The following is a 14,506-nucleotide window of genomic DNA, read 5'->3' as shown; positions in this document are numbered from 1 at the left end:
ATGACAGCGGCTTCGGAACTGATTCATCCCTTCAAGCGGATTATCCCCATGATTTATGCCTACAATACGCCGGGCGTTTCCTACCATGATGGTTGGACGAAGATCGGCTATACTGCAAAGCAGACGGTGAAGGACAGGATTCACCAGCAGACTCACACCGCCAATATCCACCCGGTGCTGGCATGGTCTGATAACGCCATGTACAAAGACGGGTCCGGAGAATATTTCACGGACAAGGATTTCCACCATTATCTGGAGGTCTATAAGAAGGTCAAACGGGAGCCGGGGACCGAATGGTTCCAGATCGATGGGAAAGACTCCCTCCTGGATTTCATGGAATTTGCGAGCCGCCGGTATGAAATGCCATCGTCCGGTGCGGAGTATACTCTCCGTAAGGAGCAGCAGGAAGCGGTGGATATGGCCTCTGCCTATTTCAGGGATGGGGGAGATGAGTTCCTGTGGAACTGCAAGCCCCGTTTTGGAAAGACCCTCTCCGCCTATGATCTCGTTCGGCACATGGGATTCAAGCATGTGCTGGTGGTGACGAATCGCCCTTCCATCGCCAATTCCTGGGCCGAAGATTTCACGAAGTTCATCGGCTGGAGAAAGCCGCCCATGTTTTTCGTCTCCGACTCCGATGCCCTGAAGGGGAAGGAAGGGGTGCTCACCCGGAAAGAGTATATGGACCGGTGCCTCAGGGACGATGAGGACTATGGCTTCATTTCCTTCGAGTCCCTGCAGAATATGAAGGGCTCCGTATACCTGGGCGGCAAGTATGATAAGCTGGACTGGATCACCAAGTACCACTTCGACCTGCTCATCATCGATGAATCCCAGGAAGGGGTGGATACGAAAAAGACGGAGCGTGCTTTCAAGGAAATCAAGAGAGACCATACTCTCTATCTTTCCGGCACGCCTTTCAAGCAGCTGGCGGAGGGCCGTTTTTCCAAGAGCCAGATTTTCAACTGGTCCTACGCCGATGAGCAGGAAGCCAAGGACAATTGGACAAGCGAGGCGGCCAATCCCTATGAACGGTTGCCGAGACTGGCCATGTTTACCTACCAGGTTTCCCCCATGCTCACAGGAAAGCTGAAGCAGGATGTGGACTTTTCTGACGAAGATAAGGGAAACTATGCCTTTGACCTGAATGAATTCTTTGCCACCAATGAACAGGGGAAATTCATTCATGAAGAGGAAATCCAAAAGTTCCTGCACACCCTGTACACCGGGGATAAATATCCCTTCTCCACAGAGGAACTGCGCAAAGAAATGGCCCATACCATGTGGTACCTGAACCGGGTACCCAGCGCCAAGGCACTGGCGAAACTGCTCCATGAAGATCCCGTATTCAAAGACTATGAAGTGGTCATTGCTGCCGGCGATGGTAAGACAGAAGAAACGGAAGAAAGTAATACGAAACTGGCCAAGGCCTATGACCGGGTGAAAGAGGCTATCAGGACCCATGACAAGACCATCACCCTCACCGTGGGACAGCTCACGGTGGGCGTCACCATTCCGGAATGGAGCGGCGTCCTCATGCTGTGCAACATGAAGAGTCCATCCTCTTACATGCAGGCCGCTTTCCGGGCCCAGAATCCCTGCACTTTTACGGATGAAACAGGAAAACGGTATGAGAAGGAGACGGCCTATGTCTTCGATTTTGACCCGGCTCGGACCCTCATCATTTATGATGAATTTGCCAATAACCTTCTTTCCGATACGGTAAACGGACAAGGAACCACAGAAGACCGGAAAAAGAATATCAAGCGGCTCCTCAATTTCTTCCCGGTCCTCGGCGAAGACAGCGAAGGACGGATGGTGGCCCTGGATGCGGCGAAGGTCCTCTCTATCCCAAGAAAACTGAAATGCGAAGAAGTGGTGCGCCGTGGCTTCATGTCGAATTTTCTCTTCGTCAATATTTCCAATGTCTTCGGGGCTCCTAAGGCAATCCAGGATATTATCAACCGTCTGGAACCGGCTCAGGAAGAATCCGGTACGAAAAAGACAGACCTGCCGGAGCAGCCGGATATGCCGCTGGATGAGGAGGGAAATGTGGACATCCCTGACCAGGTGGTCATTGGGAAATCCACCGACGTTTTCGGACCGAAGATCTATGACGATATGACGGAAGACGTGGATAAGCCCATGGCGGACATCGTGAACACAAAGCCCGAAACGCCACAGGAAGAGGTGCACCAGAAGCTCGATGATTTCAAGGAAACCATCAGTACCACACTCACCAATCATCTCCTGGACCCCCTGGCCAATGAATATGGAATGAATAAGGCCCAGCAGAACCGGATGAAGAAGAATATCAAGCACGACGTAGAAAATACGATTTCCACTATCCAGGACGACTATACCCGGAAGGCCAACATAGCCAAGGCGGAGTATGAGCGTCATAAGCAGGAAGCTCAGAATGAAAAGGAACTGCAGCAGGCGGATGAGACCTACGGGGACGCCATGAAGAGCGCCCTGGAGGACCTGACAAAGGACATCCAAAAGACTACGGCCACCATTATCCAAAATAAGCCGAAGGAACTGGTGGACCGTATGGAAACGGAAAAGAAGGAAAAGGAGAAGAAGGACTACGAAGATAAAATCCGCGACCATCTCCGTGGTTTCTCCCGGACCATTCCCAGTTTCCTCATGGCCTATGGAGATAAGAACCTGACCCTGGCGAACCTGGATGACTACACGGAGGACGATGTATTCAAAGAGGTCACCGGCATTACGGAAGAAGATTTCCGGCTCCTTCGGGATGGGGGAGAAATGGTGGACCCGGACACCGGCGAAAAGGTACCTTTCAAGGGACATCTCTTTGATGAAGTGACTTTCAATGACTCGGTGCAGGAATTCCTCCATAAAAAAGAGACCCTGGCCAACTACTTCGATGAAGAGCAGACGGAAGATATTTTCAACTATATCCCGCCGCAGAAGACAAATCAGATCTTTACGCCCCGCTGGGTGGTAGAGAAGATGGTGGATGACCTTGAAAAGGAAAATCCCGGATGCTTCGACGATCCCAATGCTACCTTTGCGGACCTTTACATGAAGAGCGGCCTCTATATCACGGAAATCGTCAAGCGCCTCTACCGCAGCAAAAAGATGAAGTCCCTTTTCCCGGATAAGAAGGATCGTATCCGCCATATCCTGGAAAAACAGGTCTACGGCATGGCGCCGACCCGGATCATTTACCTCATCGCCACCAACTATATTATGGGATTCGATGAGCACTTCAAGAATAACAATCCCCACTTCGTGGAAGAAGATGCAGCGGAAGATGCAAAACAAGGAATCCTCCAGGAACGGGTGGATGCCCGGTTTGGGAAGTAAATAATTGCAGAAAAGCCCGGAGAGCTATTATGGCTCCCGGACTTTTTCTGATTTAAAGATTTTTGAATGCAGTGGCTATGCAATGGATATGGTTTCGCCTTTTTTACGAGAACCATAAAATCCGTGATATAATAGACCCAAGGAAGTCAGGAACGTCCTTTCTTTAACTCAGCTAACAACCTTTATCTCTTGATTCTGTGGCTTGCCATAGATCTTGAATCGCTCCTGGCTTCCTTTTTGCGTGGGAAATTTTCCGGTAATGTCATGAGCTGTCATGCGCAACCGGTATAGTATTAAAAGAAATGGTGGTCCCTGTATCGTTTCCGGTCACGATTCAGGGATCCCGGTTTTATTCACAGTGGGTGATCAATGGGGATAGCCGCTTCGCGGCTAAGATCGAGGGAATTAGTAGCTAGTGGCTGGATCTAGTGGCCAGGTGGTCAGGCCCTGTGGACCGAGCCCATCAGTTCCCATCAGCTAACCCCAGCCCGGTGGGCAGCCCCTTCCCAAGGAAGGGGCCTCGTGCTGAGGCAGTTGCACATTATTTGGATAGAGTCTTTAGAACTCCATATGAGGCGAGGCCGCTAATGGATAGTCCCCCTTTTTCAAAGGGGGATGTCTGCGGAGCAGACAGAGGGATTCTGATGGGTCTGCGGCGAAGCCGCTGTCGTGTATCAGTAAGGCGGCGCTTCCTGATTTGTGCGCCGCCACTTTCCCCTCAGCCACCTTAGTCACTTCAGCCACCTTAGCCACCCCTCGCCGCAGGCGGACCAGCTTTCCTAGGTGCTAACAGCTAGCAGCTAGAAGCTCCCGTCCAGTCGCAAGATACTCAGCCACAAGAACCCTCGCCTCTGGCCGTAGGCACCTCCAATCTTAGTGTAAAATGTTTCTCGGTAGAGGATTTCTCCCCTGCTGGATAGAAAAGGGAAGAGTCCCCTTTGATGGAAATGTTATAATTTCCTTGCAACAAATCAAAAGAAAGGACTCTTCCCAATGAGCATTTTATCAGAGAATATCGAACTTTTCAAACCTTTTATTCAGGAGGAAATTCTCAAGAGTATCAAGGACTCCAAGGATTCACTGGCCATGGAGCAGGTTCTCTGGCACCTCTTCACGGAACTCTTTGGCCTTCTTGTGGCGACGGCCTTCGAAATGATCGATGGGGAGCTGTATGAGAGGGTCTACAAGCCTCAGGGGTGGCGGATTTCCCGGCGGGATTCCAGAACCATATACTGCCTGTTTGGTCCTGTCACCTACAAGCGGAGGCGGCTGGAGATGGCCGGAAAGCAGGGATTTTACCCATTAGATAAGAAATTTGGATTTCTGCCTTCCCGTCACTATAGCATGGGAGTGATTCTGCGCATTGCCCAGGCTGCCCAGGTTACCCAGTTCCGTAATGTGAGCCATATCGTGAAAACTCTGACCCAGACGGATATTTCACATCAGACAGTTTCAAATCTCAGCCGCACTGCCGCCCAAATGGTTAGAAAATACGAAGCAGCAGATGCAGCCATGGAGCAGGCCGAGAAGAGAGTACCGGAGGACGGGCTGCTGGCTATTGAGGGCGATGGGATTGTAATGAAGCAGCAGGCGGACCCCGTCACCGATACCAAAGGCGGCCAGAACATAGAACTTCACCGAATCCAGGTCTATGAGGGCGTCGAGAAGAATGGAAAACGTTCGAGACTGACAGGGTACCACTGCTTCTCTGGAACGGATAGGAAAAGGCTGTTTGAACTCGTCAAGGTGTGGGTGCATGGCCGGTACAATCTGAGCGAGATTACAGTACTTTCCAACGGGGATGGCGGAGCAGGATATAATTTCGATGACTTCGACAATATTGTCGAGGGATGCAAGACACATTACCATTTCCGGGACAGATACCATGTGAATGAGAAAGTGCGGACCCGCCTCAGCTTCTGCCCACGTGGATTCATCGATAAATTCGTGCTTGAACTGAATAAGAGCAGAAATGTCATCACAGATATGAAGCCATATCTGGATACGGCTGCCAGCTACGCAGAAACAGAAGAACAGGCCGAGCAGGTACGGAGACTGGCAGACTATCTGAGCCGCAACGCCGACTATATCCCGGGCATCCGGGAGCGCGGAATCCGAACCGATATCCACCTGGGGGCAGCTGAAAGCGACCACCGACGCTATAGCTACCGTCTGAAAAAGCAGGGGCGCAGCTGGTGCAGGATAGGTATGGATTCAATAGGCACGCTGATTACTGCTACCCAGAATGACACTTTGGAAAAAGCCCTGATTTACTGTGCTGCAGGCAAAGCCTACAAGAAGATGGACCGGCAGATGCATAAGGCGGTCGTAGCAGCCGTAAAAACGAACCGCAAAGCCGCCAGGGACGCTAAATGGCACAGGAACGCACGGAATTACCGTCCCGGGTGCCTGGAAGGCCGTATAGGCGTATACGGAGCGACTTCAACTCCGATGGGCCAGCTTGCTAAAGCGATACAGATTTATTGAGAAAGCAGAGGCTGGGAAACCTGATAACATCGACTGTCAAATAAAGTACCGAGAAAACCTTGACACATACCACCTCCAATAATTGTCAAGCATCATTGGCTCTGAAGTGTTACAATAATAGAGTAGTTTGTTATGGGTAAACCATAAGCAAATCACTGATTAATTTCTGTATGTAAGGAAACCGGGATCCATCCTGAAGGAAAGAAAGGAAGAATACTGATGAGCCATTTGAATCGCATACAGCATTATTTGAGTACGGAAGGTATCCGCATTACCTTTGCCGATGTGACGGACGCAGCGAAGAAGGCGCAGGAGATTCACCACCTGCCCTCCCTGTCTGCGGTGATCATGGGGAAGGTGATCAATGCGGCTGCCATACTGGCCATGGATTTCAAGAACCATGAGGGGGTATCCCTGAAGTGGGTCACCAATTCGCCTCTCGGTGTCATCCATGCCGACGCCTATGAGGGAAAGTACGTCCGGGGATTCCTGGAGAATCCCGATGACGGTTCTGTGCCTTATTCACCGGAGGTGGAGCCTTCCTATGTGAGCAGCCGGGGGAAGCTCTTCGTCACCCGGTACTCCCTCCTGAAGCTGCCCTATGTGTCGGCGGTGGACCTGGAGAAGGGGGATGTGGCCCGCTGCGTGTCGGACTACATCAATGCTTCGGACCAGACCCTGTCTTACGTGGGCATCGAAGGACAGGTGGATGAAGCGGGCCATATCACCCGGATGGCAGGCTTCATTGCCCAGCTCATGCCGGAGGGGGATGAGAAGCTCTTCCATGAGCTCTTTAACGATAAGAAGAAATGGGATGTCTTCGAGGAGTCGGACAAAGAGGACTCCCTGGCGGGGCTCCTGAAGAAGGATAATTACGTACTTTTGAGCGATGCTCCCATTTCCTTCCGCTGCACCTGCGGGGAAGACCGGATCAAGCATTCCCTCCAGGGCCTGCCGAAGAAGGAGCAGGAAAGCCTCCTGGAAGATGACCATATCGAAATCGCCTGCCACTACTGCGGCAAGAAATATGAAATTTCCAGGGAAACGCTGACCAAATGGTTTAATGAAGATAAAGGAGGAACTGTGCAATGAGTAAACTGGCTTTTATCGGTGGTACAGGGGTCTATGACCCGGGAATCCTGACGGATCTCCATTCCGAGGTCATTGATACGCCCTACGGAAGGGCAAGCTATGAAAGCGGGAAATTCGGCAAGAAGGAAATCATTTTCCTCGCCCGCCATGGTGTACACCATACCATTCCGCCCCATAAGATCAATTACCGCGCCAATATTTACGCCCTGAAAATGCTGGACGTGAATGCCGTGGTTTCTACCACCGCCGTGGGCTCCCTGAATCCGGACTACAAGGCAGGGGAGCTGGTGCTGGTGGACCAGTTCATCGATATGACGAAGTCCCGGATCGGCACCTTCTACGATGGGGAGCACTACGGCGTGGCCCATCTGGATATGACCCATCCCTACTGTGAAACCCTGCGGCAGGCCATCATCAGGGCAGCGGAGGAGGAGCACATCACCCTCCATCCCCATGGCACCTATATCTGCACCGAGGGTCCCCGGTTTGAAACGCCGGCGGAAATCAAGGCATACCGCCAGTGGGGGGCTGACGTGGTGGGCATGACGAACCTGCCGGAATGCGTCCTGGCCCGGGAAGCGGAAATCTGCTATTCCACCATTTCCATGGTCACCAATTTCGCCGCCGGCATTTCCAAGACCGCCCTGTCCCATAAGGAAGTGGTGGACTGCATGAACCATAACCTGGAAAGCTTCAAGAAAATCATTACCATCCTTTCCAAGACCTATGATCCCGATGTGGACTGCGAGTGCCACCATGCAGCCAAGGATTTCGGAGGATTCCATCTGTTATGAGCAGCTCTCTCTATTCTCTCCGATGGGAGGCGGGGGAGCTGGTCCTTCTGGACCAGACGAAGCTTCCCGGGTCCATCACCTATATCCGCTGCAGCACCTGTGAGCAGGTAGCGGCGGCCATCAAAGTCCTGGCGGTGCGGGGAGCACCGGCCATCGGCGTGGCTGCGGCCTACGGCATGGTGCTGGCTCTCCAGGAGGGGCTCTCCCGGAACCTTTCCGGGAAAGAGCTGGCCGATTTCTTCGATAAAGAGGGAAGGAAACTGGACGCTGCCCGTCCTACGGCGGTGAACCTGTCCTGGGCAGTGAAGGTGATGACAGATCTCTTCCATCATACCGACGAAAAATCGGCCCTTTCGGTGCTGACGGAAAAGGCCATGGCCATGGAGGAAGAGGATAAACGCCTCTGCGATGGCATGGCTGATAACGGGGCCCATCTCTTTGAAGGAAGAAAGCACCTGCGTATCCTGACCCACTGCAACACGGGGGCTCTCGCCACCTGCGGCATCGGGACCGCCTTTGGCGTCATTTACCGGCTCCATGAACGGGGCCAGATTGACTGCGTCTATGCCGATGAGACGAGGCCCCTTCTCCAGGGCGCAAGGCTTACGGGGACGGAGCTCATGGCAAATCACATTCCCTGCCGCCTCATTTCCGATAACATGGCGGCCTATGTCATGGCCCATGAGCACATCGATGCGGTGATGGTGGGGGCGGACAGGATCGCCTCCAACGGGGACAGCGCCAACAAGATCGGCACCTATGGCCTTTCCATCCTGGCGGCGTACCACCACATTCCCTTCTATATCGTGGCACCTTTTTCCACCTTTGATTTCTCCATTTCTTCAGGGAAAGAAATCAAAATCGAAGAGAGGGACCCGGAAGAAGTCCGGTCCTTCCATGGCGTCTACGATGCGCCGAAGGATATACCGGTGCTGAACCCGGCCTTTGATGTGGCGCCCCATGAACTGATAACAGGCATCATCACGGAGAAAGGCGTACTGACTCCGCCCTATGATGCTGCTATAAAGAAATATGAAAGGAGTTTACAATTATGAGTGATTCTATGATTCGGGACATTTCCCTCGCGGACAACGGGGAACAGCGTATCCGGTGGGTGGCAAAATTTATGCCAGCCCTCAATGCATTGAGAGAGGAATATATTAAGGACCAGACCTTCAAGGGCAAGACCATCGTCATGTCCATCCATCTGGAAGCAAAGACCGCATACCTGGCTCTCACGCTGAAAGCAGCAGGGGCCAACGTCATCTGCACCGGCAGCAACCCGCTTTCCACCCAGGATCCCATTGCCGCAGCCCTCGTGAAGAACGGTGTCACCGTCTACGCATGGCATGGCTGCACCGATGAGGAATACACCATGTTCCTGAACAAAGCCCTGGACCATATGCCTGACATCATCATCGATGACGGCGGCGACCTGGTCCACCTGCTCCATACCACGAGAGTGGATGCGAGAAAGAACCTCATCGGCGGCTCCGAAGAAACAACCACCGGCGTATACCGCCTGAAGATCCTGGAAAAGAACAAGGAACTGCAGTTTCCCATGATCGCCGTAAACGATTCCTACTGCAAGTACCTCTTTGATAACCGCTACGGCACCGGCCAGTCCGCATGGGACGGCATCATCCGCAGCACGAACCTCACGGTCACCGGCAAGACCGTAGTCATCGCAGGCTATGGCTGGTGCGGCAAGGGCGTTTCCATGCGGGCCAAAGGCCTGGGCGCCCACGTCATCGTCACCGAAGTGGATCCCATCAAGGCCATCGAAGCCGTGATGGATGGCTTCGAAGTCATGCCCATGGATGACGCAGCACCGCTGGGAGACTATTTCCTCACCGTCACCGGAGATATCAATATCATCACGGAACGGCATTTCCTGAAGATGAAGGATGGCGCCATCTGCGCCAACGCCGGCCACTTCGACTGCGAAGTAAGCCGCAAGGACCTGGAACGGATCTGCACCAGCAAGTACGAAGCCCGGAAGAACATCGAAGGCTACGTGCTGCCCAACGGGAAGACCGTATTCCTCATGGCTGAAGGGCGCCTGGTAAACCTGGCTGCCGGCGACGGACATCCGGCTGAAATCATGGACCTCTCCTTTGCCATGCAGAGTCTCGCTGCCCGTTACCTCCTGCAGCACGGCAAGGATATGACTGCGAAAGTATATACACTGCCCCATGAACTGGACACCAAAGTGGCTTCCATCAAGCTGGCCTCCATGGGCTACAAGATCGATACGCTCACCGAAGAACAGAAGAAATACCTGGGTATTGACTGAGGGAGGAAACCATGTCCATTCTCATTAAAAACGTAGGACTCTGCCGGGACGGCAAAGTAGAAGAACACAAGAATATCGAGATTTCCGGGAAAATCATCAAATCCTTCCCGGAAAACCCAAAACCCGAAGACTATGATGAAGTCATCGACGGCCACGACATGATGGCCATGCCGGGCCTCGTAAACACCCATACCCACGTGGCCATGACCCTTTTCCGGAGCTACGCCGATGATATGGCCCTCATGGACTGGCTGCAGAACAAAATCTGGCCGGCAGAAGACCATCTGGACGACGACATCGTATACTGGGGCAGCATGCTGGCCTTTGCGGAAATGATCCGCGGCGGCACCACCGCCTTCTGCGATATGTACATGTTCATGGATTCCTGCGCCAAGGCAGCAGACAAGGCCGGCATCCGGGGGAACCTGGCAAGAGGTCTCGCCGGTATCGGACCCAACGGACAGAAGGGCATCGATGAAAACGTGGAACTCTACAAGAACTGGAACGGGGCAGGGGACGGCCGCTTCAAAGTCATGATCGGACCCCATGCACCCTATACCTGCCCACCGGACTACATCAGAAAGGTACGGGACGTGGCAGAAAAATACAACATGCCCGTCCATATCCACCTGTCCGAAACAAAGGGAGAAGTGGAAAACTGCCTGAAGGAATACGGCAAGACGCCGATCGCCCTCATGGACTCCCTGGGACTCTTCGACCGGCCCACACTGGCGGCCCATTGCGTCCATGTGACGGACGATGATATCCGTATCATGAAAGAAAAACATGTGTGCGTAGCCCACAACCCGGCATCCAACCTGAAACTGGCCTCCGGCGTGGCACCGGTACCGAAGATGAGAAAAGCCGGCATCACCGTAGGCATCGGCACCGACGGCGCATCTTCCAACAACAAGCTCGATATGTTCGCTGAAATGCGGCTGGCCGCCCTCATCCACAAGGCAGCCAACTACGATCCCTTCGCCATCACCGCCAAAGAAGCCCTGGACATGGCCACCGTGGACGGCGCCAAATGCCTGGGCTACGATGACCTGGGTGTCCTGAAGGAAGGATACCTGGCAGATATCATCCTCGTGGATCGGAGCGGATACAACTGGAAACCAAGATTCGACAGCGTATCCCTGGCAGTGTATGCAGGCAACTCCATGGACGTGGACACCGTCATCATCAACGGCAAGCCCGTCATGGAACATAAGGAACTCCTCACCATCGACACAGAAAAACTGTACGCCGAAGTGGACAGGGTCACAGAGAAACTGTATGCGTTTACTAAAAAATAGATCGAGACCGAGGTCGAGATCGAGGGCATTCGCTTGCGGTGCTGGGATGGCTAAGCTTGCGTGTGATCGGGCGGGGCCTTGAGCCTTCAGCCTTGGGCGGGTCAAGCAGCTTTACAGGTATTCATAGCTAACAGCCAGAAGCTGGAAGGCCTGCACAAGTGAGTCTATCCAAACTCAGAACAACCCTGCAGGTGTTTCGTCCGGTATATCCGGTACGGAGCACCTGCAGGGTTTTTATTATATGCAATGTACCGGACCCAGTGCGGCTCAGGCTGTGGGGCCTCAATTCTCTTTGAAAACCCCGTCATAGTCATTCACCAGAAAGATCTCTCGACTCTTCGTAGCTGTAGCTATTCTTACCAGCAGAGACACTTAGCATTCTTCCTCCGCTCGAGATGACGTTAGAGGAGTAGTGTCACATCGTGCGGTGAAACCACTGAGAGGCAGCCTCCTTCCCAGGGAAGGCGAGGTGTCCTGCATAGGACCCTCGAGCCGGGCCCAAGTTAGTGCCTTTACTGCACACTAAGGCACCTTCCTTTCAGGGCCCGGCGGTGGCGCCGCCAGGCGACGGAGGTTAGCTGATGAAAGCGCCGCAGGCTGATTGTTTGCGGCGTCAGCCGCTGATGGATAGTCTCCCTTTATCAAAGGGAGATGTCTGCGCAGCAGACAGAGGGATTCTGATGGGTTTCTTCATTATCGATTTAAATGATTTGTGCACAGAACCCATCACCATCTCTCAGCCCCGTGGGCAGCTCTCTTCGGGGAAGAGAGCCTACTGCAGAGGCAATTACACGTTTTAGGAACAGAGTCTTCAGGAATCCACCTGCGGCGTAGCCGCGAATCGTCAGCCTCCTTCCCAGGGAAGGAGGTAGCACTGACGGCGACGGAGGTTAGCTGATGGATGCGCCGCAGGCTATAGAGCATTTCTGGCAGCTAGAGTGCCGCTATTTGATACGCAAACACAATCAATAAATTCCTGCAGTTTTTTTATTATCTGCAGCCATGCACCGGACCCATTGCGGCTTGGCCGCTGTGGGGACCTCAATTCTCTTTCCTCAAATCGCAATTCTTCTATGATATAATACTTACAGACCATTTATGGCCAAATACAACAGAAAGGAAGCCTTACAGGAGCCTGGGGCAGGAAAAGCCTTTATGAATAGGTTCCGATAATTTAATGTTATCGGAACCTATAATGAAAAAATCTCGCCTTTCTACCTATAAACGTGCCAGTATATTCATCCATCCGCTAAAATGTATTCAATATCTGAATATCTAATTCAGACTTTCTTGCAAAAGGCTTTTGGTTAATATATAATCCCTGTAGAAGATGCTTCCTATGAAGTTCTCGGCGGATTTGCATGCTGTCCGAGATTAATTTCACCGGAAGCATTTTCATTATTTGAGTACATACATTCTTTGATTATAATGCTGAAGTATTTTTATTCCTTTATTATATGTAGCTGCCCATCTTTGGCTGGAATTAAATCAATCTTGTCCAGCTTATCCGGGATTTCAAACCTTCATTTATGATCCGGGCCTCTCATCCATCCGGTGGCCTTGCAGATTTCCTCCGGGGATTTACCATTCTCTTCCATGGATGCTGCTATCTGCAGCTTGTCCTTCGGTGCTGTATTGGCGCGTTCCCCACCCATCTGATAGTATGTTGGATACTTTTCTCTAATTTTGACAAGATCATTTTCATTCTTTATAATGAGGCTAGATTGAAGCTCTTTGATTTTTTTGGAGGATCGAGCCAGTAGGCGCTCGTCTGTACCGAAAAATTCATGGAGCTTCTTTCTATTTATATATCTAATAAGTCCCTGTATCAAATTTATCTATGCGGTCTGGAATGTAGAAACGACATCTTCCGTCCATACTTATGAACCATCCGGTCTTCTCTCGGATCTCATACATGGCTGTTCCGGATTTCAGCATCTTCTTTGCCTCTTTTAACGCCTCATGATTCGCTGTAAACGCTCCTTCGCCAGCATACTGATAGTATGTGGGGCTTTCTTCCTTCAATTTGACAAAGTCATTTTCGTTTGGTAAATTAGAGTTAAGAAGACTGCTCATGGCTTCTTTCGGGATGGAGGAATAGACCTCCTCGGATGAATACCATGCAGCAGTTTTCTTTTTGTTTACATACTCAACGTTACCCCTTTCTATGTTCGCCTTAAAAAACTTATAAGTAGGATTTCTTGATTTACCATCATTTTTCCCGTAAATTGAGTTAATTTTATTTACATGGTATTCCCCTGTTTTGGTATCAAGCTCTACTGGAATAACTACCGTGGCTCCATGCTTATCTTTTACGTCAATTACAAAAACCTTTCTGGTTTCACCATTTTTTCCATTATACGTTTTAAATACCATCATCGGATCTGCTAACGCTTCTGGAATCTGCCGAAAAAATTCTTTATTGATGCTCTCACTATGATCAGATAAAATAAGTTTCAATTTATATACTGAAAGTGTTATTGGAAGAATTTTTGCTCCTACGAGCTTCATTACCAAAGGGGTTCTCATGACTCGAATATATTCGGACTTTAAACCCCCGGCCAATGCCTTATTTACCTGATCCATAAAATAACGCGCATCGATTTTGAGCTGATCTTCAGGGCTCATGTACTGTCCTAAAGTTTTATCTGCAACCGTATCTCCTCCGTTGATTTCAGCCAGGCTCTTTTCAAGAGGGATTCCATAGTTCTTCTTCAGATTCTCTGCGATTTTGGCCAGAATGAGTGCGCTGTCTTTTGCTGCGTTCATAGCCTTGGTGCCTTTGGCTGCCGTCTGGATCTGGGCGAGATAGTGCTTGTACACTTTATCGTAGGTTTCGGTGTCTAAAAGTGTCCTCGCTACGAGATCATCTTTATCCATTGCATTGATAATGTCATTGACTCTTTCCAGGGATTCAACTCTTTTCTTGGCTTCGGTGATACTCTGGATTTCCATTTCCCCTTCGGCGTCTCCCGGCTTTACGCTGGCTTCCAGTTCTTTCAGGTACTGGTCATGGTCATAGTCCAGGATGTCTCTCTGGGTTGGTATGGATCCTTTCTGCTTCCAGGCGTCGCTGTACCATCCTTCATTGGACGATACGCGAGCTGTTTCCCACTGTCCTCCCTGGCTGTCATTCGCTGGGGCAATGATCCCTGCTTCACCTGTTCCATTGCGGTTCTGTTTCCCAATTTTTCGAACATTTA

At 51.4% G+C, this 14,506-nt stretch carries 9 protein-coding genes; 7 read left to right on the top strand and 2 right to left on the bottom strand.

Going from position 1 to position 14,506, the window contains the following annotated elements; translation table 11 throughout:
* The 7 genes from ACFWUL_RS05285 to ACFWUL_RS05255 all read left to right on the top strand — a co-directional run bounded on the left by ACFWUL_RS05285 (nucleotide 1) and on the right by ACFWUL_RS05255 (nucleotide 11,303).
* Nucleotides 1-3,336 (top strand): DEAD/DEAH box helicase family protein, encoded by a 3,336-nt coding sequence (locus ACFWUL_RS05285; RefSeq protein ID WP_416178012.1) that lies wholly within the window; start codon nucleotides 1-3, stop codon nucleotides 3,334-3,336.
* A 993-nt stretch (nucleotides 3,337-4,329) separates the two neighbouring features.
* On the top strand, nucleotides 4,330-5,823 hold the full coding sequence (locus tag ACFWUL_RS05280; protein ID WP_416176748.1) for an ISLre2 family transposase: 1,494 nt from the start codon (nucleotides 4,330-4,332) through the stop codon (nucleotides 5,821-5,823).
* 219 nt (nucleotides 5,824-6,042) lie between these two features.
* Nucleotides 6,043-6,915, top strand: a complete 873-nt coding sequence (locus tag ACFWUL_RS05275; RefSeq protein WP_416178011.1) for an Hsp33 family molecular chaperone HslO — start codon at nucleotides 6,043-6,045, stop codon at nucleotides 6,913-6,915.
* On the top strand, nucleotides 6,912-7,709 hold the full coding sequence (gene mtnP / locus ACFWUL_RS05270) for an S-methyl-5'-thioadenosine phosphorylase (protein WP_416178010.1): 798 nt from the start codon (nucleotides 6,912-6,914) through the stop codon (nucleotides 7,707-7,709). Before ACFWUL_RS05275 ends, mtnP begins: the two co-directional genes overlap by 4 nt.
* Entirely contained in the window at nucleotides 7,706-8,764 is a 1,059-nt protein-coding gene (gene mtnA, locus ACFWUL_RS05265) for an S-methyl-5-thioribose-1-phosphate isomerase (RefSeq protein ID WP_416178009.1), read from the top strand. The genes mtnP and mtnA overlap by 4 nt, the downstream gene beginning before the upstream one ends.
* On the top strand, nucleotides 8,761-10,005 hold the full coding sequence (locus ACFWUL_RS05260; RefSeq protein ID WP_416178008.1) for an adenosylhomocysteinase: 1,245 nt from the start codon (nucleotides 8,761-8,763) through the stop codon (nucleotides 10,003-10,005). The genes mtnA and ACFWUL_RS05260 overlap by 4 nt, the downstream gene beginning before the upstream one ends.
* A gap of 11 nt (nucleotides 10,006-10,016) precedes the next feature.
* Nucleotides 10,017-11,303: an amidohydrolase gene (locus tag ACFWUL_RS05255; protein WP_416178007.1), complete on the top strand. Its 1,287-nt coding sequence runs from the start codon at nucleotides 10,017-10,019 to the stop codon at nucleotides 11,301-11,303.
* 1,523 nt (nucleotides 11,304-12,826) lie between these two features.
* Here the strand turns inward: ACFWUL_RS05255 and ACFWUL_RS05250 are convergent.
* On the bottom strand, nucleotides 12,827-12,958 hold the full coding sequence (locus ACFWUL_RS05250; protein ID WP_366461198.1) for an LPD23 domain-containing protein: 132 nt from the start codon (nucleotides 12,956-12,958) through the stop codon (nucleotides 12,827-12,829).
* Nucleotides 12,959-13,115: 157 nt separating this feature from the next.
* Complete coding sequence (locus ACFWUL_RS05245) at nucleotides 13,116-14,258, bottom strand: LPD23 domain-containing protein (protein ID WP_416178006.1); 1,143 nt, start codon at nucleotides 14,256-14,258, stop codon at nucleotides 13,116-13,118.
* Nucleotides 14,259-14,506 lie beyond the last annotated feature (248 nt).

It is taken from the genome of Dialister sp. (genome assembly GCF_047832375.1).
Taxonomy (GTDB): Bacteria; Bacillota; Negativicutes; order Veillonellales; family Dialisteraceae; genus Dialister.
Note: the sequence above shows the minus strand (reverse complement) of the source record. Positions and strands in the feature narration are given on the sequence as shown.

Bases quoted from the DNA above. Each gene is read 5' to 3' on its own strand.
- ACFWUL_RS05285 (WP_416178012.1), top strand. From the start codon at position 1: ATGACAGCGGCTTCGGAACTGATTCATCCCTTCAAGCGGATTATCCCC.
- ACFWUL_RS05280 (WP_416176748.1), top strand. From the start codon at position 4,330: ATGAGCATTTTATCAGAGAATATCGAACTTTTCAAACCTTTTATTCAG.
- mtnP (WP_416178010.1), top strand. From the start codon at position 6,912: ATGAGTAAACTGGCTTTTATCGGTGGTACAGGGGTCTATGACCCGGGA.
- ACFWUL_RS05260 (WP_416178008.1), top strand. From the start codon at position 8,761: ATGAGTGATTCTATGATTCGGGACATTTCCCTCGCGGACAACGGGGAA.
- ACFWUL_RS05275 (WP_416178011.1), top strand. From the start codon at position 6,043: ATGAGCCATTTGAATCGCATACAGCATTATTTGAGTACGGAAGGTATC.
- ACFWUL_RS05255 (WP_416178007.1), top strand. From the start codon at position 10,017: ATGTCCATTCTCATTAAAAACGTAGGACTCTGCCGGGACGGCAAAGTA.
- ACFWUL_RS05250 (WP_366461198.1), bottom strand. From the start codon at position 12,958: ATGGGTGGGGAACGCGCCAATACAGCACCGAAGGACAAGCTGCAGATA.
- mtnA (WP_416178009.1), top strand. From the start codon at position 7,706: ATGAGCAGCTCTCTCTATTCTCTCCGATGGGAGGCGGGGGAGCTGGTC.
- ACFWUL_RS05245 (WP_416178006.1), bottom strand. From the start codon at position 14,258: ATGGAAATCCAGAGTATCACCGAAGCCAAGAAAAGAGTTGAATCCCTG.